The organism is Desulfohalobium retbaense DSM 5692 (assembly GCF_000024325.1).
In the GTDB taxonomy this organism is placed as follows: Bacteria; Desulfobacterota; Desulfovibrionia; order Desulfovibrionales; family Desulfohalobiaceae; genus Desulfohalobium; species Desulfohalobium retbaense.
In genome coordinates, this window is the sequence record NC_013223.1 from 401,975 (window position 1) to 423,278 (window position 21,304).

General features: G+C 58.1%; 18 protein-coding genes. 15 read left to right on the plus strand and 3 right to left on the minus strand.

Going from position 1 to position 21,304, the window contains the following annotated elements; genetic code table 11:
* The first annotated feature begins 13 nt into the window (after window positions 1-13).
* The 3 genes from DRET_RS01605 to DRET_RS01615 all read left to right on the plus strand — a co-directional run bounded on the left by DRET_RS01605 (window position 14) and on the right by DRET_RS01615 (window position 5,393).
* Window positions 14-1,600, plus strand: a complete 1,587-nt coding sequence (locus DRET_RS01605; RefSeq protein ID WP_015750784.1) for an ArnT family glycosyltransferase — start codon at window positions 14-16, stop codon at window positions 1,598-1,600.
* A gap of 446 nt (window positions 1,601-2,046) precedes the next feature.
* Window positions 2,047-4,419, plus strand: coding sequence for a penicillin-binding protein 1A (locus tag DRET_RS01610; RefSeq protein WP_041281818.1), 2,373 nt, complete (start codon window positions 2,047-2,049; stop codon window positions 4,417-4,419).
* Window positions 4,416-5,393 (plus strand): nucleoside recognition domain-containing protein, encoded by a 978-nt coding sequence (locus tag DRET_RS01615; protein ID WP_015750786.1) that lies wholly within the window; start codon window positions 4,416-4,418, stop codon window positions 5,391-5,393. The genes DRET_RS01610 and DRET_RS01615 overlap by 4 nt, the downstream gene beginning before the upstream one ends.
* Window positions 5,394-5,519: 126 nt before the next feature.
* On the opposite strand, the gene DRET_RS01620 is transcribed toward DRET_RS01615, so the two are convergent.
* Together DRET_RS01620 and DRET_RS01625 are read right to left on the minus strand one after the other, a co-directional pair.
* Window positions 5,520-5,873 (minus strand): phenylpyruvate tautomerase MIF-related protein, encoded by a 354-nt coding sequence (locus DRET_RS01620; RefSeq protein ID WP_015750787.1) that lies wholly within the window; start codon window positions 5,871-5,873, stop codon window positions 5,520-5,522.
* 182 nt (window positions 5,874-6,055) lie between these two features.
* A complete protein-coding gene (locus DRET_RS01625; RefSeq protein ID WP_015750788.1) occupies window positions 6,056-8,026 on the minus strand; it encodes a peptidase U32 family protein in 1,971 nt (656 codons plus the stop codon).
* A 363-nt stretch (window positions 8,027-8,389) separates the two neighbouring features.
* Here DRET_RS01625 and DRET_RS01630 point away from each other — a divergent pair, with 363 nt between their 5' ends.
* The 10 genes from DRET_RS01630 to DRET_RS13215 all read left to right on the plus strand — a co-directional run bounded on the left by DRET_RS01630 (window position 8,390) and on the right by DRET_RS13215 (window position 18,535).
* Window positions 8,390-8,818 (plus strand): PaaI family thioesterase, encoded by a 429-nt coding sequence (locus DRET_RS01630; RefSeq protein ID WP_148213991.1) that lies wholly within the window; start codon window positions 8,390-8,392, stop codon window positions 8,816-8,818.
* Window positions 8,819-8,964: 146 nt separating this feature from the next.
* Window positions 8,965-10,095, plus strand: a complete 1,131-nt coding sequence (gene cfa / locus DRET_RS01635; RefSeq protein WP_015750790.1) for a cyclopropane fatty acyl phospholipid synthase — start codon at window positions 8,965-8,967, stop codon at window positions 10,093-10,095.
* Window positions 10,096-10,492: 397 nt separating this feature from the next.
* The gene (locus DRET_RS01640) at window positions 10,493-12,088 is read left to right on the plus strand and encodes a histidine kinase N-terminal 7TM domain-containing diguanylate cyclase (RefSeq protein WP_015750791.1); all 1,596 of its coding nucleotides are present in this window, start codon (window positions 10,493-10,495) and stop codon (window positions 12,086-12,088) included.
* Between the two features lie 342 nt (window positions 12,089-12,430).
* Window positions 12,431-14,620 (plus strand): malate synthase G, encoded by a 2,190-nt coding sequence (locus tag DRET_RS01645; protein ID WP_015750792.1) that lies wholly within the window; start codon window positions 12,431-12,433, stop codon window positions 14,618-14,620.
* 217 nt (window positions 14,621-14,837) lie between these two features.
* Window positions 14,838-15,260: an archease gene (locus tag DRET_RS01650; RefSeq protein WP_015750793.1), complete on the plus strand. Its 423-nt coding sequence runs from the start codon at window positions 14,838-14,840 to the stop codon at window positions 15,258-15,260.
* 16 nt (window positions 15,261-15,276) lie between these two features.
* On the plus strand, window positions 15,277-16,707 hold the full coding sequence (locus DRET_RS01655) for an RtcB family protein (RefSeq protein ID WP_015750794.1): 1,431 nt from the start codon (window positions 15,277-15,279) through the stop codon (window positions 16,705-16,707).
* 424 nt (window positions 16,708-17,131) lie between these two features.
* Window positions 17,132-17,575 (plus strand): sll1863 family stress response protein, encoded by a 444-nt coding sequence (locus tag DRET_RS01660; protein WP_041281819.1) that lies wholly within the window; start codon window positions 17,132-17,134, stop codon window positions 17,573-17,575.
* A 261-nt stretch (window positions 17,576-17,836) separates the two neighbouring features.
* Window positions 17,837-18,127: a sll1863 family stress response protein gene (locus DRET_RS01665; protein WP_015750796.1), complete on the plus strand. Its 291-nt coding sequence runs from the start codon at window positions 17,837-17,839 to the stop codon at window positions 18,125-18,127.
* A gap of 24 nt (window positions 18,128-18,151) precedes the next feature.
* A complete protein-coding gene (locus tag DRET_RS13210; protein ID WP_015750797.1) occupies window positions 18,152-18,295 on the plus strand; it encodes an entericidin A/B family lipoprotein in 144 nt (47 codons plus the stop codon).
* 102 nt (window positions 18,296-18,397) lie between these two features.
* Complete coding sequence (locus DRET_RS13215; protein ID WP_015750798.1) at window positions 18,398-18,535, plus strand: DUF3096 domain-containing protein; 138 nt, start codon at window positions 18,398-18,400, stop codon at window positions 18,533-18,535.
* Window positions 18,536-18,648: 113 nt separating this feature from the next.
* Here the strand turns inward: DRET_RS13215 and DRET_RS01670 are convergent, their stop codons facing one another.
* The gene (locus DRET_RS01670) at window positions 18,649-19,395 is read right to left on the minus strand and encodes a DUF364 domain-containing protein (RefSeq protein ID WP_015750799.1); all 747 of its coding nucleotides are present in this window, start codon (window positions 19,393-19,395) and stop codon (window positions 18,649-18,651) included.
* A 289-nt stretch (window positions 19,396-19,684) separates the two neighbouring features.
* Here DRET_RS01670 and DRET_RS01675 point away from each other — a divergent pair, with 289 nt between their 5' ends.
* Window positions 19,685-20,254 (plus strand): GAF domain-containing protein, encoded by a 570-nt coding sequence (locus tag DRET_RS01675; protein WP_015750800.1) that lies wholly within the window; start codon window positions 19,685-19,687, stop codon window positions 20,252-20,254.
* Between the two features lie 14 nt (window positions 20,255-20,268).
* The gene (gene gap, locus DRET_RS01680) at window positions 20,269-21,285 is read left to right on the plus strand and encodes a type I glyceraldehyde-3-phosphate dehydrogenase (RefSeq protein ID WP_015750801.1); all 1,017 of its coding nucleotides are present in this window, start codon (window positions 20,269-20,271) and stop codon (window positions 21,283-21,285) included.
* Window positions 21,286-21,304 lie beyond the last annotated feature (19 nt).

A 21,304-nucleotide genomic window follows, 5' to 3' on the forward strand; every position in this document is an offset into this window, starting at 1 on the left:
ACGGAATAGTCGTATGCCCCAAACGCAGTCTCTTTTTGCGCGACACTTGCAACGCCGGCCGGGATTGTGGGCCGGCGTCATTATTTGCGTGACAACTCTGGTCCGGGTCTGGTTCGTCGCCTCCGGGCAACTCGATCTGGTCCAGGATGAGGCCCATTATTGGGATTGGACCCGCCATCTCCAGCTCTCCTACTACTCGAAGGGGCCGCTGATCGCCTACCTGATTGCCCTGGGGACCAAAATTTTCGGGGCCACCGAACTCGGGGTGCGCAGTATGGCCATTGCCGGATCCGCAGCCATCCAAGGGGTGGTCTATTGGGGGCTGGCCCGGTTGTGGGGACGGCCGCTGACCGGTTTGTGGGCCCTGGTCATCGCCAATACGATGCTCCTGTTCATGGCTGCAGGAGTCCTGATGACCACGGACAATCCGCTCTTGTTGAGCTGGGTTGTTGGACTGTTCGCCCTGTACGCCGCCAGTGTCCGGGAAGAAAACAGCCGGCGCTATTTCTGGATTCTCGCCTTGGCTATCGCTTTCGGCACCTGGGCCAAATACATGATGGTCGTGTTTCCGCTCATTGCCGTATTGTACAGCGCCGGAGTGCAGCGGCAAGCCATGTTGCCGCAACGGTATTGGCGCCGATTGGTGCTGGCCTGCCTGGGCGGTGTGGTTGTCGGCCTGCTGCCGATTGTTCTTTGGAACGCCGGGCACGACTGGGTCGGGTTTCGGCACGTGCTGCATCGTGGCGGCGTGGGCGGGGCTGGCCTGTTGGAGTGGTTCGACTGGGAAGAATTTCCGGAATATCTCGGCAGCCAAGTGGGCGTGCTGACCCCGTGGTGGTTTGTTTTTCTTCTGTTCGGAGCGTGGGGGGCCGTGAAGCGGTTGCAACGGCCCGGAGCCGACGGCATGGGGTTGCAGCGCCGGCAGGCGTGGTTGTTGACGGTCGGTTTTTGGCCGGTCTGGCTCTTTTTTCTGATCTGGAGTCTGCACACCCATATTGAGGCCAATTGGTCGGCGGTCAGTTACGGCGCCGGGATCTTGCTGGCGGCACTGGCCTGGGAACGGTATTGGAACACTGCGTCAGGGCGGCACAAGAAACTCCGGTATCTCTGGCCTTGTCTGGGCGTATTGCTCTTTATCCTTGTGCACATGCAAAATCTTCTGCCGCTGCCAGCCGAGTATAATCCCGCAGCCCGGCTCAAGGGGTGGAGCGATCTCGGAGCGCAGGTCCAGACCCTGAAGCGGGAGGAATTCGCCCTTCCCCAGCGGGTGTTTGTTTTCAGCGACCGCTACAATACCACAGCGGCCCTGTCGTTTTATGTGCCGGGGCAAAAGCGGGCCTTTTGCGTCAATACCGGACGTCGACTCAATCAATACGATTTCTGGCCCGGTCCGGTGAAACGTCACGGCTGGGACGCCATCTACGTCCGTCAGGAACTGGGTGAATCCATGGCCCCGGAAGTGCGGAAGATGTTCGCCCGGGTCAGTGAGCGCATCGACTACCGCAGTCAACACCGCGGTCAGTCGGCGCAGGGTTTTTCCATCTACCTGTGTTACGGTTTTCATGGACCGTGGCCCGAGCCACCGCAGGGAAGTTTTTAGATTGTCAGGGGGGCGGTTCCGGAACTTTGCAAAACGGCCCGGAAAAACTCGCTCGCAGGGATCGTATAGCTCCTGTCAGCCGTGAAATGGTCCGGAGGCGGTGTCCAGCGTTTCCGTTCTCGGATGATGTCTGCTGTCGAGCCGACAGGAGTCGACGCTCCCTAGCTCGCTCAGACAGCTTCCAGGCCATTTTGCAAAGCTCCGGAACCGCCTTGCACCGAACCGATTCGTTTGGGAAAGAAGAAGCTTGGCCTTTACACGAAACGGCCCGGAAAAACTCGCTCGCAGGGATCGTATAGCTCCTGCCAGCCGTGAAATGGTCCGGTGGCAGTGTCCTGCGTTTTCGCTCTCGGATGATGTCTGCTGTCGAACCGGCAGGATTGGTATCGGCTTCGTCCAGAGGGCGTTGCATGCATAGAGAACTTGAAGTCGAGGATAGACGGCGTATGAACCGTTTTCTGAAAATAGCCTTGATTGGTGTGATCATCTGCCTGTTTCTGGGTGCCGGCGGAGCGGCCGGGGTCTATTACTGGGCGGCCAAAGATCTGCCCGGGTTCAAGAAGATCACCGATTACAACCCGCCCCTGGTGACCACCGTCTACAGCGCGAACAAGGAGGTCCTGGGGTATTTCTCCAAGGAGCGGCGGTTTCTGGTGCCTTTGAGCCGGATGGCGCCGGTGATCAAAAAGGCCTTTCTGGCTGCTGAAGATGCGGAATTTTATTCCCACGAAGGCGTCGATCTGTGGGGAATCATGCGTGCGGCCTGGAAAAACTTTCAGGCCGGCGAGATCGTCCAGGGCGGCTCAACCATCACCCAGCAGGTCATCAAGTCCATGCTCCTGTCCTCGGAGCGCAGCTACCAGCGCAAGCTCAAAGAAGCGATCCTGGCCTACCGCCTGGAGAAAAACCTGGACAAGGACGAGATCCTGACCATCTATCTCAATGAGATCTATCTTGGGGCCGGAGCTTACGGAGTTGAAGCCGCAGCACGAATGTATTTCGGGAAACACGCTGAAGCCTTGACGCTGCCGGAGGCGGCGCTTCTGGCCGGACTGCCCAAAGCCCCCTCGGCCTACAATCCGTTACGCCATCCCGAGGCCGCCCGGGAGCGCCAAGTCTATGTCCTGAGCCGTATGCTCGAACAGGGGTGGATTTCCCAGGACGAGTACGAAGAGGCCAAAGCGGCGGAGCTGGAATACTCGAGCATGGCCGATCCCTCCTGGAAGGTCGGGTCGTACTATCTAGAAGAAGTTCGGCGCTGGCTGATCGATCGGTTTGGGGAAGAGACGGTCTATACCGGCGGCCTCAATGTCTATACTGCCGTAGACCTCAAACACCAGCGGGCCGCAGAACAGGCCGTTCGGGAAGGATTGCGGGCCTCGAGCAAGCGCCGCGGCTGGAAAGGGCCGGTTCGTAGCGTCAATGCCACTGCCGTGGACGATTTTCTCGAGCAGCAGGAATTGCCTGAGCAGGAAGCGCTGCGGGACGGGACCTGGGTGCAGGCCGTGGTCACCAGCGTCGATAAGCAGGCCGCAGCGGTGCGCTTCGGCAATCATACCGGGCGTGTTGCAGTGGAGACCATGGGCTGGGCCCGGACGCCCAATCCGGAAAAGGCGCCCGAGGAGGTGCCGCAGGTCAAGGACGCGCGCAAAGTCCTTGAGACCGGCGACGTGGTCTGGACTTCGGTGGTCGAGATCCCGGAAGGGACGCAACAGCCGTGGTCCCTGGCCTTGGAGCAGCAGCCCGAGGTGCAGGGGGCTTTGGTTTCCCTCGAGCCAGGCACCGGCTTTGTTAAAGCCCTGGTCGGGGGGTATTCGTTTGACGAAAGCCAGTTCAACCGGGCCACGCAGGCCCAGCGGCAGCCCGGTTCCGCATTCAAGCCCATCGTGTATTCGGCGGCCCTGGACAGCGGGCTGACTCCGGCCACAGTTCTCCTGGACGCCCCCATCGTCTATAACGATCAATCCACCAATTCGACCTGGAAACCGGAAAATTTCGAAGGGGTCTTCTACGGACCGACCCTCCTGCGCACCGCGCTGGTCAAATCCCGCAATCTGGTGACCATCCGTGTGGCCCAGAAAATCGGCATCGATACCATTATCCAACGAGCCAAGACCTTGGGGCTCAAGGCCGAATTTCCCAGAGACCTCTCAGTCAGTCTCGGATCGGCTGCAGTCTCGCCGCTGAATTTATGCCAAGCCTATACGGCATTCGCCCGCAAGGATGGGGCGTATGTCGAGCCGCGATTTGTTCTGCGCGTCGAGGACGCCTGGGGTGAGGAGCTTTTTGTTTCCGAACCGGTGCAAAACGAGGCCATCAGCCCTCAGACCTCCTATATCATCAAACATTTGCTGCAACAGGTCGTCCAGAGCGGCACGGCCTGGCGGGTCCGGGCCTTGGGACGCCCGGTGGCCGGAAAGACCGGGACCACCAACGACCAGCGCGACGCTTGGTTCATGGGCTTTTCCCCCGAGCTTCTCACCGGCGTGTACGTCGGTTTCGACCACCTCGACCCGATGGGCAAATACGAAACCGGCTCCCGCGCCGCCTCGCCGATCTGGCTGTCCTACCGTCAGGCGGTCAAAGGCGACGTCCCGGTTCAGGATTTCCCACGCCCAGCAGGGATCGTCATGGCCCGTATCGATGCGGATACCGGCAAACTGGCGGGGCCGGATACCGAGCAGAGCTATTTCCTGCCGTTTAAAAGCGGGACCCAGCCCATGGAGGTCAGTCCGCCGTTGAAACAGGACAGCCCGGAGTCCGGCGGCAGCTCCGGTGGTGAGACTGGGGGGGATGATCTCTTGAAGGAGGTCTTTTGACGCTCCGCGGGAGAGTGTTTCAGCTGGGACAGGCCGGGATGGCTGTCCTGCGGGAGGCCTCGGCCGCTGCCGGGATGCTCTTTAAAATCATGATCCCGATTATTATCGGGGTCAAAGTATTGCAGGAACTGGGCCTCATTCCCTACCTGGCCCGTCCCTTGGCGCCGATCATGGAGATTGTCGGCTTGCCGGGGAGCATGGGACTCGTCTGGGCGACCGCGCTGGTGAACAATCTCTATGCGGCCATGGTCGTCTATTTTTCGTTGGCGGCCGATGATCCCCTGACCTGCGCCCAGATCACGATCCTGGCGACCATGATGCTCATGGCCCATGCTCTGCCCCTGGAAGGGAAGATCGCTCAGAAAGCGGGCACGCGGTTTATTTTTCAGGCCCTGGCCCGGGCGGGGGGCGCCTTTATCGTCGGCTGGGTTTTGCACCTGGGATATTCGGCGACCGGCTGGCTCCAGGAACCGAGTCGATTGTTCTGGGAACCGGCTGAGACCGGCAGTGGAGGGCTGGGGTTCTGGGCTCTGGATCAGGTCCGGAATCTGGCCATGATTTTTTGCATCATCCTGGTCCTGGTGGCCCTGATGCGCTTGTTGCAGTATTTCGGGGTGACCCAGGCCCTGGTGCGGGTCCTGCAGCCTGTCCTGCGGTTGCTGGGCATCAGCGGAGAGGCGGCGCCCATCGCCATTGTCGGTATGACCATGGGGTTGGCCTACGGCGGCGGGCTCATCCTCCATGAGGCCAAATCGGGGCGGGTCGCCCGGCAGGACATCTTCTTTTCCCTGACACTTATGGGACTCTGCCACAGTATCATCGAGGACACGTTGCTCATGACCCTGCTCGGGGCGCATGTTTCCGGGTTGTTGTGGGCCCGTCTCCTTTTTTCCCTTCTGTTTGTTTTTCTGCTTGTGCGGCTTGTCCGCGCCTTACCCGCCAGTTTGATCAATCGCTTTTTGTATCAGCAATGACCGGTCGAGGCCGCCTGGGGCCTCCCTGACTCAGCTGGGCTGAAAAGAGGCCCGTGGGCCAGGACCGGATACCGCACTACAGCAGTGGCCTCGAGAACCATGGGCTGCCGGCGAGCCGGCCATGGGTTATTTGCCCATGGCGTCGAAGGTGGTCCCTTTCCAGGCCCACATGTGCCGGGAGACATTCTCAAAGATACAATAGATGCGTTCGGTTGGCACCTCGAGCTCTTCGGCGATAAAGGCGCTGAGTTGGGACGCGATTTCTGCGGTTCGCTCTTCTGGGAAATTCAGGCCTTTGAGCTTGGCAAAAACCGCTGGAGCGTCAGTACCGCCGAGAAGCATGGGCACGGAAGGTTCCAGTGCCACACACATGGCTTCCTCAGGTTTTTCCAGGATGGCTGCGGCCCGGAAGCTGGCGCGGCGCAGAAAACCGTTTTCGTCTCCGGTAAAGGTGTTGGTCTGGATTTTGAGATACGGCATGGTCGTCTCCTTGGTTTATCAGGCCGTGAAAATCCTCCAATGGCAGCAAAGCTATAATACGTTCAAACTTGTACAGACGGATACGTACGCTGCGACCTTGAACGTTTTTTGTCGTCGTCCCTTGGGATTTTTGAACGACCTGCATTGGAAGGAATTTTTCAACAGCCAGTTATGACCCCTTGCTACAAGAGTTGCAGATCCCAATTGAAGGTTGAGGTCCGGTGGGGCCGGGGCGCGGATTTGGGGCGCGGCTCATAGAGATGGGCAAAAAGGGTGTATCCGGCCTGCTCCAACTCGCGCTGGTGTTTGTAGAGGTCCAGGTCCCAATTGGGGTAATGCCAAGTCGTCGGCCCATACCGTTTGGTCCAGGATATCTCTTTTTTCGGACTGGTCACGCGTTGGCCGGGCTCCAGATGGGGGGGCTGCACCCGGGAGAGACAAAACGGCCACGCTCCGCCGAGGACCAAGCCCATTGGGAGCGGACTCTGCCCGGGCAGGGCAAGGAGATCTGGTCCGGCGAGTTCAGGGCTGGCGAAAGCCCCGCTGAATCCGAGTTCGACCATGCTTTCCAGGGCCAGGGCATTGGCCAGGTTGCAAAACGGTCCGGCCCAGAGCATCAGATCCTCGGAATCGTTAAAGAATCCGACCTGCCAGGGGGCGTTCAAAACAAAGCGCTTCGCGCCGCGGGCCAGCAAACGGTCGATCGTCTCTTGCCACAGTCGCTCCTCTTCGGGCCAGAGCACTGGAGGCAGCCACCACCAGATATGGCTGTAGCGTGTGGAGCTGATCCCCCGCGGCGGTTTGGGTTGGACCCACAGTCCTGGCGTCTTGCCGGTCTTGCCGGGCGGCAGGTTACGATAGACGCGGACCAGGCTGGGTCGGCCAGCCTGAGTCCGGGTTCCGGGCAGCGTCGGGGTGAAGGAGGAAGGGGTGATTTCAGGAGCGGGCTCGGCCTGAAATTCCTGATCCATTTTCTTCAGGCGCTGCACCAGTTCGGGTTCGCGCCGGTCGATCAAAAAGACGCTCATCCCTTTTTGTTTCTCTGTGTTGCGTCCTTGGATAGTCAACAGCCCCCCTTTGGGGATGTATTTGCTGACCTTGTAAATCCGGTGTCCCGGTTCGTCCTCATATCCGATCCGAAGCAGGTCTTGGGGCAAGAGCGCTTTGTGAGGACGGAGCTGGATTTTGGTGTTCTTGGCCTGCAAGCGGCCGAGATATCCTCCCGAGGCTGTCGATTGGTCCGGGGTGACCGGAGGGTGGGGGCGCTGGGGCAGAAAACTGTAGTGGGTGGTCGGCCGCGACAAGGCCTGGTCCAGAAGGTCGACCGCTTCCTTCTTGGCCTGCGGATCCAGGGGGTTGTCCCGGAGCAGGGCATAGGCCCGGACCGTATAGGTCACATAATGGGGGCCCTTCTTACGCCCCTCTATTTTCCAGGCTTTGACCCGCGGGGCCTCCAAAAGGGCCTTGGTCAATATGTCCAGACCCAAGTCCTGGCAGGAGAAAAGCCGCTGGGGCGGTCCGCCAGCGGTATAGATCCTTCGGCAGGGTTGGACGCACCGCCCGCGCAGACCGCTTTTCCCGCCCAGATAACTCGACCAGTAGCACCGGCCCGAGACCGCGTAACACAGGGCACCGTGGACAAAGACTTCCAGATCGAGGGCGTCGGGACAGGCAGTGTCCAAGGTTTTGATTTCGTCGACGGTCAATTCCCGGGGCAAAACAACGCGGTCTGCGCCCAGGGCCAAAACACTGGGCAGGGCTGAAGCGAGCCCGATATTGGCCAGGGTTGAGAAGTGCAGTTCGCCGGTGAAGCCGGCCTGTCGGGCTAGCTTGAGGGCGGCCGGGTCCTGGACGATGAGCGCGTCGGGGTGCACGTAGCGGGTCAATTGGTCCAGAAGCCGTCCGGCCTGGTCCAACTCATTGGGTTTGATAAGGGTGTTCAGGGCGACGTAGGTTCGGGTGCCGTGTTTCTGAGCCAGGCCCTGCAGGCGGCTCAGGTCGCGCAGAGCAAAATTGTCGGCTTCCATGCGGGCGGAAAAATGTTTCAGGCCGCAATATATGGCGTCTGCTCCGGCATCGACAGCGGCCAGGAAGCTTTCCTTGTTGCCGGCCGGGGCCAGAATTTCGGGCTTGAAGGCGGATATATCAGGCATGGTGGTCCGTGGATGGTTTGTCTGTCTGGTCTTGCGGAAATACAGCGGCGGCGAGAGCCGTCTCGTCCAGCTGTGAGGCGAGCAGAAAGGATACACGTCTGTTTTTCGGCCGGCAATAGCGGGGTGCTTGAGCTTGGCCTTGAAATTTGGGGTCGCGGACTGGTTGTGGCAGGGGCGTTCACGGATTCCGGTTGAAATTTTGTGGGTGTTGGAAGAACATCTCTGGAAAACGGTTTGCGATTCATGTCCAAGGCCCCTTCAATCCACGGGCACCCCGCCGAACAGCTTGCCCGCAAAGTCTGATGGAGAAAGCGAGAGGCCTTTTTGAGAGAAATTCCGAAAGATAAGGAGACGAGGAAGTATATGGAAACAACCGAGTGGATACAGTGCGCGCCCTTCGAGCGGTTATTGCAGATGGAGATTATGGAAGCCAGGGATGGCGGGGCCAGTTTGCGCATGCCGGTTACCCCGGACGTTACCCAAGGTGGCGGATTGTTGCATGGTGGGGCGTTGATGGGCTTGGCCGATACAGCGGTGGCAATGGCTATCAAAAGCCTGCTGGAGCCGGGAACCCGGTTCGCGACCACGGAAGCGCATAGTGAATTTCTGGCTCCGGTTCGGGAAGGCGACGTCTTTGTCCGGGCCCAGGTCACAGGGCATGAGGATCGCCACCTCCGGGGCGAGGCCCTGGTCTACGACGCGGCAAATCGGGAGGTTATGCGTTTTTCAGCCCGGTTCACCATCGCCAGGGAGGATTTCGAGCAACTCCAGGGCGCACCCCACGACGTCTGATTGAATTGGGGCCGCATTGCCCGTGTGCCGATGTTTCCCCTTGTCCTTTGTGGAGAAGGGGACTTTTTGTGTCCGCGACTTGGCAGAAAGACCGATTTTGGGCATAGAGGAAGAAAAGCCCTATCAGGTAAAGCTAAGGAGGCGCCATGCGCTATGCACGACACAAATGCGCAGAGCTACTCGAGCACGCGGGCATTACCCTGAACGGTTCGGCTCCCTGGGACATCCAGGTCCATGACGACCGATTGTATTGGCGGGTCCTGCGCGATAAACACCTCGGCCTTGGAGAGGCCTATATGGATGGGTGGTGGGACTGTCAGCGTCTGGACATGTGCATTGACCGGATTCTGCGTTCCGGCGTGCGCAAGGCAGCCAATCGGAGCTTGGCGCACGGGGCCCTGGCAGCCCTCAGTTTGCTCACCAATCGGCAGAAGCTTTCCCGGTCCCGGCAGATCGCTGAGCACCATTATGACCTGGACAACGATCTCTTTTTGTCGTTTCTCGATCCCTACAACCAGTACAGCTGCGGCTTTTTCAATGGCGACTGCAGCCTGGAAGAAGCCCAGGAGACGAAACTTGCTCTGACATGCCGGAAACTTGAACTTTCCCGGGACGACTCGCTTTTGGATATCGGCTGTGGCTGGGGGGGCTTTGCCAAGTATGCGGCAGAGCACTTCGGCTGCCATGTCACCGGGGTCAATATTTCCGAGGAGCAAATTGCGTTTGCCCGTCAGGATTGCCAGGGACTGCCAGTGGACATTGTCGAGCAGGACTACCGCGACGTCACCGACACCTATGACAAAGTGGTTTCCATTGGGATGTTCGAGCATGTGGGCCCCAAAAACTATGAGAGCTTCATGCGTGTGGTGCAGCGGTGTCTCAAAGAAGACGGTATTTTTCTCTTGCACACCATTGGAAGCAACAAGTCGCGACTGAACGTCGACCCCTGGATCTCGAAATATATTTTCCCCAACGGGGTGTTGCCGAGTGTCTCTCAGATCGGGCGGGCCGCTGAGCCCTATTTTATCATGGAAGATTGGCACAATCTCGGCCCGCACTACGATAAGACGCTGATGGCCTGGAATAGTCGGTTCCAGGAGGCTTGGCCCCGACTGCGGAAGAAATATTCACGGCGTTTCAAACGGATGTGGGAATATTACCTCCAGTCTTGTGCCGGGGCCTTTCGGTCGCGTTCCATTCAATTGTGGCAGGTAGTGTTCAGCAAGGGGCGGTGCCCGCAACCGGAATGCCGTTTGGCGGTTCAACAGGGGGACTGAGTGTCGTTCCCATTGCCTCGTCGGAGGCTATAGGCGGGGAGCACGACAAGGGAGGCGTAGTTGCTATGGCAAGGAAAATGTCGATTTTTTGCTTTTTTTGGCTGGTGTTGTTTGCCTGGCTGAGGTCGTGCTTCTTTGAGTAAATCGTATTCCTGGAATGTGCAGTATAGTTTAAAAAAAGTTTATTTGCAGGTACTTAGGCTTTTTTCTCAGTTGCGCAAGAGGGCTTGCGAAGGGAATTGCGTGCTAAAAACTTGGTAATGTATGAAAAAATGGCGGAAGTCGCCTTGAAGTCTTGACCTTGCCGGAAATACAGGACAAGGACAGACTAGAAGGGAGGAGAATCAATGGGCCCGTGTACGAGGTAGTCTGATACTGTCGATACTGGTGGAACCCCATGCTTGATTTGGCCGCTTTGTATCAGTTCGGCTTTCTGAGCTATTTTTATTTTTTTGCTTCCAGCATCGCTATCGCTCTGACCTTTTTGCTGTGGCGCCGCAGGACATTGATCGGTGCTTGGTATTTGATGTGGTTCGAGGTGGCTGTGGCTGCCTGGAGTTGTGCTGCGGCTTTTGAATTGGCGGCCACAGTCGTGCCACTGAAGATCTGGTGGACCCAAATTTCCTATGTCGGGGTCACCAGCGCCCCTGTCTTTTTTTTCCTTTTTGCTGCTGAGTTTGGTCAGCAAAGCCATTGGCTCTCCACCCAACGAATCGCCGCCCTTTTTATTTTGCCCGCCTTTTTTCTGTTCGCTGCGGCCACCAACCAATTTCACGGTCTGATCTGGCAGGAAGTCTGGATGAGGCCTGAAAGCTTCTGGGCGATGTATGAGCACGGCCCCCTTTTTTGGGCGCTGGTGGTGTATGAATACAGCCTTTTGGTGGCTGGCATTGTCTTTTTGCTTCAGGCCCAGCGTCTTTTCCCAGATTTCTACCGCATCCAGAACACCTTCCTGCTGATCGGGGTCCTTTTGCCCCTGGCAGGCAACCTTGTCGATGTGTTCGGCTTCACGCCTCTGCCGGGTTTGAACTGGACGCCGATGTCTTTTGCGCTTTCCGGGGTCATTCTCGCCCTGGGCATTTTGTGTTTCCGAGTCCTGGATGTCGTGCCCATTGCCCGTAAACAGGTCATCGACGCTATGTCCGAAGGGGTCGCCGCTGTGGACAATTCCGGACGTATTGTTGATGCCAACCCAGCGGCCTGCCAGTTCCTCCAGTCGGATGTTGCCGGGTTGATAGGTATGCGGGCCCGGGATGTGTTCGCGCCGTGGTATGCGACGCTTGTGGTCATGGAGCCAGGTAGCGGCAGTGTCGAGATCCGATTGCCCTACGGGTTCAAAGAGATGAGTTGGCTGGAAATCGAGCGCTCGGAAATACGGGATGCTCGGGGCCGATTGTGGGGACAGCTTGTTTTGATGCGTGATGTTTCCGAACGCAAGGAGGCGGAATCGCGCCTGCTCCAAATGGCGGCCACTGATGAGTTGACCGGCTTGTACAACCGTCGCCGTTTTTTCGAATTGGCCCGCGGGGAATTCAATCGTGCCAAACGATATAGTAGCCCTATGACCATTCTCCTTTTGGATATCGATTATTTTAAACGCATAAACGACGAATATGGTCACGACGCCGGAGATACGGCCCTGCGGTGCATTGTGTCGATGATTGCTTCGCAGTTGCGGAGTCTGGATGTGCTAGCCCGGTTGGGCGGTGAAGAATTCGTCGCCCTGCTTCCCGAAACCCACCAGTTTGATGCCGAACGGATTGCCGAACGGATTCGTAGTGAGATTGAGAGCACGGCCATCAATCTTTTTGAAACCACTCTTTTTGTCACGGTGAGTATCGGCGTGGCTGGGTACTCCAAGGAAATGCAGGATGTCGGGGAACTGATCAACCGGGCCGACGAGGCTATGTACCGCGCCAAGCGAGACGGGCGCAATCAGGTTTGTTTGGCAACTCCTCGAAATCTTGTCCAATCCAAGACGCGTCTTACCTAGCTTCCGGGGACAAACCCTCCTGTGCTCTCGTTGTTTCCCTCCTTGCGCCAGATTTCCCGTGATTCAGAAATGGCATGAAGTCGTGCTCAAAACGGCGCCCTCCGGTGCCCAGGGCAAGCGGTTCGTTCGTGTCCCCCCTTGCCCCGTGACGGGCTCCCTGTGTATGACAAGAGATACGGCAAGGAGAAGGCGTGTTGTTGCCGGAATGTCCCGCGCGCAGCACATGACCTGAGAGTGGTGGCCCATGCGGCAGCCAAGTGGCTCGCCAGGAAGGGAGCCGGTACCGGCCCGCAAGGCCGAGGCAATTGGATATTGTGGCAAAAAACGACAAAGGGGAGAAATATGACGGAGTATGTCCGTAGTGGAGGACTCCAGGTAGCGGCGCCGTTGGCCGAGCTGGTGGCTCAGGAGGTGACGCCCGGAATCGGCGTAGATCCGGAGAAGTTCTGGACCGCTCTCGCCCAGGCTGTGCGCGATTTCGCTCCGCGCAATGCGGCTTTGTTGAAAGAGCGGGACCGGCTGCAGGAGCAGATAGACCAGTGGTTCCAAGACCGTCGCGGTCAAGCGCATGATGCTGCGGCGCACAAGAAGTTTTTATACGATATCGGCTATTTGATTCCCGAGGGCGAGGATTTTTCCATTCGGACTTCTGATGTGGATCCGGAGATTTCGGCTGTGGCGGGGCCGCAATTGGTCGTGCCTGTCAATAACCCCCGGTATGCGCTCAACGCCGCCAATTCCCGCTGGGGCAGCCTCTACGACGCCCTCTACGGTACAGATGTCCTGCCGGAAACCGACGGAGCGGAGAAGACCGCAGAATACAACCCGGTCCGCGGCGAAAAGGTCGTCGAACACGCCGCCCGTTTTCTGGATCAGGCCGTCCCCCTGGCCCAGGGCTCCTACACCGGTGTGACCGGATATGCCGTCCGCCACGATGACGGCGTAGCCCGCTTAGAAGTGGCCCTTGACGATGGATCTGTCACCGGATTGCGCGACGGACAGCAATTTGTGGGCTATGTGGGGGAGGACCGGTTGTCAGCCGTTCTCTTTCGCCATAACGGGCTGCACATTGAGATCCAGATCGATCCCGAGGACCCCATCGGGCGCAATCACCCGGCCGGGGTCAAGGATGTGGTGGTCGAGGCGGCCATGACCACCATTCTCGATTGCGAGGATTCGGTGACCGCCGTGGATGGTGTGGACAAGACAGTCGCCTACCGCAATTTGCTGGGCCTTTTTCGAGGGGACCTGGAGACCTCGTTTTCCAAGGGCGGGCAAACCGTTGAGCGGCGGCTCCACCCGGACCGCAGCTACACCTCGCCTGAGGGACGCCTTTTCCATCTCCACGGCCGGAGTCTGATGCTCGTACGCACTGTCGGGCATCTCATGACTTCGGACGCCGTGCTGGACGAAGAGGGGCGGCAGATCCCCGAAGGTATCCTCGATACCTTCATGACCGCGCTTATCGGATTGCATGATCTGAAAAAGACCGGCCCGTTCCAGAACAGCCGTAGCGGCAGCCTGTATATCGTCAAACCCAAAATGCACGGTCCGGAGGAAGTGGCCTTCACCTGCGAGCTGTTCGCGGCGGCGGAAGAATCCCTGGGCCTGCCCAGCCGGACCTTGAAAGTCGGGGTCATGGACGAAGAGCGGCGGACCACGCTCAACCTCAAAGAATGCATCCGTCAGGCCCAGGACCGGATTATTTTTATCAATACCGGGTTTCTGGACCGCACCGGCGACGAGATCCATACGAATATGGAAGCCGGCCCTATGGTGCGCAAGAACGAGATGAAGCAGGAACCCTGGATGCAGGCCTATGAGGACTGGAACGTCGATGTCGGATTGGCCGCCGGGTTCCGCGGACGGGCCCAGATCGGCAAGGGCATGTGGCCCAAGCCGAACAAGATGCGGGAGATGCTCGAGACCAAACAGGTCCATCCCGAGGCGGGCGCCAATTGCGCCTGGGTGCCCTCGCCCACGGCAGCGACTCTGCACGCCCTGCACTACCACCAAGTGGAGGTGAACGCCCGGCAGGTCGCCCTCGAAGGGCAGCGGCGGGCTTCGCTGGATGATTTGTTGACCATTCCGGTGCTGCGGTCTGCGGCTCCGTCGGAGGCGGAGATCCAGCAGGAGTTGGAAAACAATGCCCAGAGCATCCTGGGCTATGTCGTGCGCTGGGTGGAACAGGGCATCGGCTGTTCGACGGTGCCGGATATCAACGATATCGGGTTGATGGAAGATCGGGCGACTTTGCGCATTTCCAGTCAGCATATCGCCAACTGGCTCTATCACGGGATATGCAGCAAGGACGAGGTCCTGGCGGTGCTCAAACGCATGGCGGCTGTGGTCGATCGCCAGAACAGCGGGGATCCGTTCTACCGTCCCATGGCCGAGGACTTTGACAATAGCGTGGCCTTTCAGGCGGCGTGTGATCTGGTATTCAAAGGGTGTGAACAGCCCAATGGGTATACCGAACCCATTTTGCACGCCCGTCGCCGGGAAGCGAAAGCGAAATTCGGGATTGAGTGATCCCTTCTGAACCTGTGTGCTCTTGGTATCCAAATCGGGATCGGGATCGAAATCGGTATCGAAAGGAGATTGGATCAGAGTTGAGAAAATCGAGGCGGCACGATGCCTTTACCGTTTTGTTCGATGGGAAGACACAGTGCGAATGCCTAAAAACGATTTCGATCCCGATCATAAACGATTTTGAATGGAAACGGACGACCTCGAGCCTGGAGACGGTATGGCAACGGCGGGCTGGAGCACTTTTGATCACGGGGCGGATATCGGGATCCGCGGCTGGGGGGCGAGCCTGGAAGGGGCCTTTGCCCAGGCGGCCGTGGCCCTGATGTCCCTGATGGACGGCTCCTGGGAGCGTGTCCAGCCACAGCAATCCTTTGAACTCCAGGTTACCTCCTATGACGTCGAAGGGCTTTTTGTGGCCTGGATTAATGGTCTGCTGGCCGAAGCCGAACTGCGGAAAATGGTCTTTTGCTCCTTTGTTCCCACGATTGCCGGGACGACCTTGAGCGCCACGGTGTGGGGGGAGCCTGTTGCAGTCCGTGAGCACGAGTGGGGCGTCGAAGTCAAAGGGGCGACATTCTCCGAATTGTTTGCAGGGCGGCAGAACGACGGCTGGGCGGCGCAATGCGTCGTCGATGTCTGATCGTGTGGAGGCGCGTATGGACACAAGTCTTTTGCGGCGGATCAATGCCTATTGTTGGGAAGTTCCCCAACAGGGCGCCATGCGGGTTCCAGGGCGTCTGTTCGGCAGCGGAGCCCTTATCCGCGACCTCGACGACATGGTTCTGGAGCAGGTCAGCCAGGTCGCAGCCCTGCCAGGGATTGTCCGTGCTTCGCTGGCCATGCCCGACGCCCACTGGGGGTACGGATTCCCTATCGGGGGCGTGGCGGCCTTTGATCCCGACCGTGGAGGCATTATTTCCGTGGGCGGGGTGGGGTATGATATTTCCTGCGGTGTGCGCACCTTGCGGACAGGATTGTCCAAAGAGGACGTCCTTTCTGTCTTACCGGAACTGGTGGATCTTTTGGCTACGGTGATTCCTGCGGGGGTCGGACGCGGCGGACAGCTCAGGCTGTCCGGCTCCGAACTCGACGATGTCCTGCGTCTGGGCGCGCGCTGGGCCGTGGCCCAAGGATACGGAGAATCGCGGGATCTGGAATATATCGAGGATGGCGGTTGCTTGAGCGGGGCGAATCCGGAGGTGGTTTCAGAAACGGCGAAAAAGCGGCAGCAGGATCAGGTCGGCACCCTGGGCTCCGGCAACCACTATCTGGAAGTCCAGTATGTGGATGCGATCTATGACCAAGCAGCGGCCTTTGCCTTCGGGCTCAAAGAGGGCGGTGTCGTGGTTTCACTCCATTGCGGCTCACGGGCTCTGGGGCACCAGATCGGCACCGATTATATCCAAATCCTGGGGCGGGCGGCGCAAAAACGCAGCCTGCACCTGCCCTCGCGGGACCTGGTCTGCGCGCCCATCGATTCCAAAGAGGGCCGCGATTATTACCAGGCTATGGCCTGCGGTGTGAATTGCGCCCTGGCCAACCGGCAGGTGCTGGGGCACCTGGTCCGGCAGGCCTTTGCCGAAATGTTTCCGTTGGCCCGTCTGGAATTGCTCTACGATGTGAGCCACAACACCTGCAAGGTCGAAGACCACGATGTCGATGGACTGCGCAAGTCCCTGTATGTGCACCGCAAGGGGGCGACCCGCTCTTTTGGGCCGGGGCGTCAGGAACTTCCAGCCGCCTACCGCGGCGTGGGACAACCGGTGCTGATCGGTGGGACTATGGGGACGGCGTCGTATATTCTGGCCGGTACGGTGGAGAGCGAGGCCATGGCCTGGGGCTCGGCCTGCCACGGCGCCGGACGGGCCATGAGCCGCAAGCAGGCGACGAAGCGGTGGAAAGGCAAGAGTGTACTCCACGAACTGGAACACCGCGGTATCCTGGTGCGTGCGGCCAGTCAGCGTGGTGTGGCTGAAGAGGCCCCGGGGGCCTATAAAGACGTCGACGAGGTCGTGGAATCTACCCACCATGCCGGGTTGGCGCGCAAGGTGGGCCGCTTGCGACCCCTGGCCTGTATCAAGGGGTGATTAAGAAGGGAGGATGCCGTTGAAAGCATGCCTCAAGTTTAAAAATCCCTTTTCAATGTCACGAAATTCATGGAGTCAAAATAAGTAAAATCTTTGCCGATACGGATTTTGGACTAAATATTGTCCCACTGTGGGAAGGAACCTCTTGTATTTCCGTTAGCGCTTTTCTCTTCATCTCGCCGGAATAGGTGTCACCATTGCGTATGCCAATTCTTGAATTTTTGTCCAGGGCATTCGAACCCAATTTCGAGCTTGTGAGAAGTAGCGGAATGTGTTTGTATACACAATCGGGAACAGTAGACATCGCATGCAGGGATTTGGGGCGCCCCCCTTGCTCGAAACGCTTGGAAAGCGCTTTGCGATGGCCGCCGCCGGTGTGGAGTCGGTCTCTTTTTTCACAGTGGCACCCCTAGAAGGATGGACAATGGAATTACCGCGATTAAGTATCGGTGTGGTGGGTCTTAGCCTGTTGTTTTTTCTTGTTAGCTGCGGAGGGGATAGCACTGAAAAGACAGGGGCTGAAGATGTTAAAAAGGAAACCAAGGAAGCAGTGGAAGCGGTTCAGGATTACGCCTCTGAGAAAAAGGCGGATTTTGAAGAGCAAATTCGTCAGCAGCTCGATGCTCTCAAACAGGATATCGCCCAGTTGGAGAGCAAAGTGGAAGCTATGGGCCAAGACGCCCAGGAAGGTATGGAGGAACAGCTCGCGGCCTTGAAAGAGCAGCGCCAGAATCTCCAGGCGAAGTTGGAGCAGCTTCAGGATGCCGGCAATGATACGTGGCAGGAGCTGAAAAAAGAGTCCAGTCAGGCCATGGAAGACCTCAAACAGTCCTATGAGGATTTGCAGTCCTCGACGTCGGAAAACTAAACAAAGCGTATCCGCTCATGTGATGCGGCACGGCCTCGATACATCCCAGCGGCGGAGCGTGTTCCGTCATTGCCCGGCCCCATATGTCCAGTACAGCGCAGGCTTTTGCTACCGGGCAATCCACAGCAGGATTCCCTGTGTTGCCGACGTACGCCATTTACGCGGGATGGGGGCGGTGAACTGGGACATCAGAGGGGGCGCGAGGCGTATAAAAAAGCCCTCCCTTTTCAAAAATTCTTCAACCTGAAAGATGAGAGGCCTATGAAATCCAGAGACGAACATATTCAGGAGCTCAAACAGCAACTGGATAAGTGGAATGCCAAAATTGACGAATTGGAAGTCCAGGCCAAGCTGGCTGAGATGGAGAACCGGGAAAAATATGAAGCTGAGATACACCGGTTCAAGAAAAAGCGCGACGAGTTGCGTAAAACCATTGAAGAAATGGCCCATTCCGGCGAGGCGGCGTTTTCAGAACTCCAACGTGGAGCGGAGCAGGCCTGGGAAGCCTTGTCTGAGGCGTATAAAAACGCCAGGCAGCATTTCAAAAAATAGTCGGCAAGATGGTCAGGAGAGTATATGAAGAGGATCGTGCCAGTACTCGGGATTATCTGTGTAACCGTGGTTCTTTTTTTCTCGACAATCGGCTGTAATACTATTGAAGGTATGGGTGAAGATCTGGAAGCTACCGGAGAAGCCATTGAACAGGAAGCTGAGGAGTGATGCTTTGCGTGCCAACTCAAGGGGTCCTGCTACCATTCCAGCTACATACGGAGAAATTGATTCTTAGCGCAGACAGAATCTGTGAGCGATCAAAGGAGAACTATGGATCTGCATATTGAGCTTCAGCCGCTTCTGGCAATAACCGCCGGAGTCCTCGTTTTGATCTTTCCCAAACTGCTGAACTCTATTATTGCCATTTATCTCATAGCGTATGGGGTTTTGAGTATCACCTCGTTTTGAGGTTTCTGAGCGCACGGTACCGCGTCTACGGAGGAACAAGGCACCCCTCCGGGGTTTTCCCCGGCGGGGTGCCTTGTTCCTCCGTTATAGAAAAAATCTTGTTTTGTTCCTGTTCAGCCAAGCTCTGTAAAGGCCTTGCGGCTGAATTTGTGGATGGACCGGGTCCCTGCGCCGTGACGGATGCATTGCAGGACTCCCTTACTGTCCAGGGGAACCGTTCCAGCCAGGAGGTTGACTGGCAAGGAAGCAAAAGCGTCGGGGACCATTGGAGTGCTTGGTCCTAAAATCACTGTTCGGACCGTGTCCGATGTGTGGCCCAGGATTTCTTCGGTGCTCTGATTGAGAATGGAGGTCGAGGTCAAAAGCAGGACATCGGCCCAGTCATGCAATTTGGCCTGGAAGGCCGCGGGGTCGCCGATGGCCCGGCCTCGATCGATGGCTTCCACCACCGCGCCCTTTTCTTGGAAAACAGGCATGAGCGGTCCGAAATAGCCGACCATGGCGACCCGGGTTCCGTGACCGATTTTCAGGTGCTCGAACAGGCGAGTGGTCGTGTCTTCAGGGAGCGCCACCGCCGCTGAATGGTTGAGGGCGTTAATCAGAGCCAGCGCCATGCTGCGTTTAAGGGGATCAGCCTCCAGAATGCAGGGCAACAGGTCTGCGGCGCAGTGGCCTTCGTAGATCCGGTTTTCATGGGCCAGGCCGCACGGTCCGCTTTGCTCCAGGCAGGTGTGGGCCACCCCGATCCCACCGTCTGAGGTCACCACAGCCGTGTAGGCCAGCCCGAGATTGAGGGTCGTGATGGTGGTCTGTCGGGCCTTGTCCTGAAAGATGTCATAGAGGTTCTGGTCGAGTTGCATGTGTGTCTGCCTTGGGAATGTCGGTTGTGTTGTCTTCTGCGGTCTGAATATGCGCTGTCTGCCTCGGACTGACAAGCCGATTGCGCAAGACGCTCAGTTTTTTGTTTCCCCGTTGACCTGGAGCCGCTGTTCTTGTGAGTGTGACCGGAACTGGCTGCATACGCGGCGGGTGAGAAATGCATCAACAACGCAATCGTACATCAAAGAAGCGCCCACAAAGATTGGGTAAGCGGTTCGTATGAAGAAGTGGTCAAAATGTATTCAGCAACCACGCCAAGGAGATCCGGTGATGCAACACGAACAGTCGATGAGCTATTTTCGGACATTGTACGAGGTCGTCAAGGCGGTCAATTCCAGCCTTGATCCCAAAACCGTCCTTTCCCAGGTCGCGGACAAAGCGCGCTGGGCCATGGGAGTCAAGGCCTGCAGCATCCGGTTGTTGAGCGAGGATCGCAAATACCTTCTGGCCGGGGCCAGTGCCGGTCTCAGCCAGGCCTATCTGCGCAAGGGCAAGGTTGAAGTGGCCAAGAGCGTTTTGGACCAGGAGGTCCTGCAGGGGCAGAACGTCTATGTCTGCAACGCCTGTACGGACACCCGGTTTCAATATTCCAAGGAGGCCCAGGCAGAAGGAATCGCTTCGGTGATGGCGGTGCCGCTGCACCTCCAGGGCCGGGAGGTTATCGGCGTCCTGCGCGTGTATTCGAGTACGGAGCGCGATTTCACCAGCGACGAGGTCGAATTTTTGAATGCCATGGCCGACTTGTGCGCTTTGGCGATCCACAATTCCCTTGCCTACGACAAGGTTCGCTACGAGCACGAACTCCTGAACCGCTATACCTATCAGCTCTTTGAGGACTGAGACGAGGTGTGTCTATGACCAAGCTCAGAATCGGCATCAACGGTTTCGGCCGTATAGGACGGCAAGTACTCAAGGCGTTGCGGCTGAATTATCCGCAGACGGTCCAGGTTGTCGCGATCAACGATCTTTTTGACGCCCAGCAAAACGCGAATCTGTTCCGGCACGATTCCACCTACGGCCGGTTTCCGGAATCGGTCGATGTCGACGGCGATGTGATGACCATCGGGGACTGGTCCATCCACAATTTTGACTACACCGATCCCAAGCGAATTCCCTGGGCGGATATGGGCGTGGACGTGGTTATCGAGTCCACAGGAATATTTCGCACCGGGCCGCAGGCCAGAGCTCATCTGGAAGCCGGCGCGAAGAAGGTCCTGATCACTGCCCCGGGCAAAGAGGTGGACCGGACTATTGTCCTGGGCGTCAACGAGGCGACCTACCAGCCGCAGAGTGATCAGATCCTGTCCAACGCTTCATGCACCACAAACTGTCTGGCTCCGGTGGCCTGGGTCCTTCAGCAGAATTTCGGCATCCGCATCGGCTCCATGTGCACGGTGCACGCCTACACCAACGACCAACGTATCCTGGATTTGCCGCACAAGGACCCCCGGCGCGCCCGTGCTGCCGGGCAGAATATCATCCCGACGACCACCGGCGCGGCCAAACTGGTGGGGCAGGTCATCCCGGAACTGGAAGGCAAGATCGACGGCTACGCTATGCGGGTGCCGGTGCCCACGGTTTCGGTGGTCGATTTCACCGCCTGGGTGGATCGTGCCACGACCACGGAAGAACTCAACGCCACGCTGCAGGCGGCGGCCAACGGAGAGTTGGAGGGCATACTGGGCTACAACCATGAACCACTGGTTTCCTCGGATTTTGTCATGGATCCCCGGTCCTCGATAGTGGATCCGGCCTTCACTTCGGTTCGCGACGGTAATTGGATCAAGGTTATGGCCTGGTACGACAACGAATGGGGCTATTCTTGCCGTGTGGCGGATCTGGCGGAACTGATCCGGCAGAAAGGGGTTTGAAAAGGCGGTCGCTGAGGGG

What these genes read in the sequence shown, in the direction of transcription:
- DRET_RS01605 (WP_015750784.1), top strand. Translation starts at nt 14, where the DNA reads ATGCCCCAAACGCAGTCTCTTTTTGCGCGACACTTGCAACGCCGGCCG.
- DRET_RS01610 (WP_041281818.1), top strand. Translation starts at nt 2,047, where the DNA reads ATGAACCGTTTTCTGAAAATAGCCTTGATTGGTGTGATCATCTGCCTG.
- DRET_RS01620 (WP_015750787.1), bottom strand. Translation starts at nt 5,873, where the DNA reads ATGCCGTATCTCAAAATCCAGACCAACACCTTTACCGGAGACGAAAAC.
- DRET_RS01625 (WP_015750788.1), bottom strand. Translation starts at nt 8,026, where the DNA reads ATGCCTGATATATCCGCCTTCAAGCCCGAAATTCTGGCCCCGGCCGGC.
- DRET_RS01630 (WP_148213991.1), top strand. Translation starts at nt 8,390, where the DNA reads ATGGAAACAACCGAGTGGATACAGTGCGCGCCCTTCGAGCGGTTATTG.
- cfa (WP_015750790.1), top strand. Translation starts at nt 8,965, where the DNA reads ATGCGCTATGCACGACACAAATGCGCAGAGCTACTCGAGCACGCGGGC.
- DRET_RS01640 (WP_015750791.1), top strand. Translation starts at nt 10,493, where the DNA reads ATGCTTGATTTGGCCGCTTTGTATCAGTTCGGCTTTCTGAGCTATTTT.
- DRET_RS01645 (WP_015750792.1), top strand. Translation starts at nt 12,431, where the DNA reads ATGACGGAGTATGTCCGTAGTGGAGGACTCCAGGTAGCGGCGCCGTTG.
- DRET_RS01650 (WP_015750793.1), top strand. Translation starts at nt 14,838, where the DNA reads ATGGCAACGGCGGGCTGGAGCACTTTTGATCACGGGGCGGATATCGGG.
- DRET_RS01655 (WP_015750794.1), top strand. Translation starts at nt 15,277, where the DNA reads ATGGACACAAGTCTTTTGCGGCGGATCAATGCCTATTGTTGGGAAGTT.
- DRET_RS01660 (WP_041281819.1), top strand. Translation starts at nt 17,132, where the DNA reads ATGGAATTACCGCGATTAAGTATCGGTGTGGTGGGTCTTAGCCTGTTG.
- DRET_RS01665 (WP_015750796.1), top strand. Translation starts at nt 17,837, where the DNA reads ATGAAATCCAGAGACGAACATATTCAGGAGCTCAAACAGCAACTGGAT.
- DRET_RS13210 (WP_015750797.1), top strand. Translation starts at nt 18,152, where the DNA reads ATGAAGAGGATCGTGCCAGTACTCGGGATTATCTGTGTAACCGTGGTT.
- DRET_RS13215 (WP_015750798.1), top strand. Translation starts at nt 18,398, where the DNA reads ATGGATCTGCATATTGAGCTTCAGCCGCTTCTGGCAATAACCGCCGGA.
- DRET_RS01670 (WP_015750799.1), bottom strand. Translation starts at nt 19,395, where the DNA reads ATGCAACTCGACCAGAACCTCTATGACATCTTTCAGGACAAGGCCCGA.
- DRET_RS01675 (WP_015750800.1), top strand. Translation starts at nt 19,685, where the DNA reads ATGCAACACGAACAGTCGATGAGCTATTTTCGGACATTGTACGAGGTC.
- gap (WP_015750801.1), top strand. Translation starts at nt 20,269, where the DNA reads ATGACCAAGCTCAGAATCGGCATCAACGGTTTCGGCCGTATAGGACGG.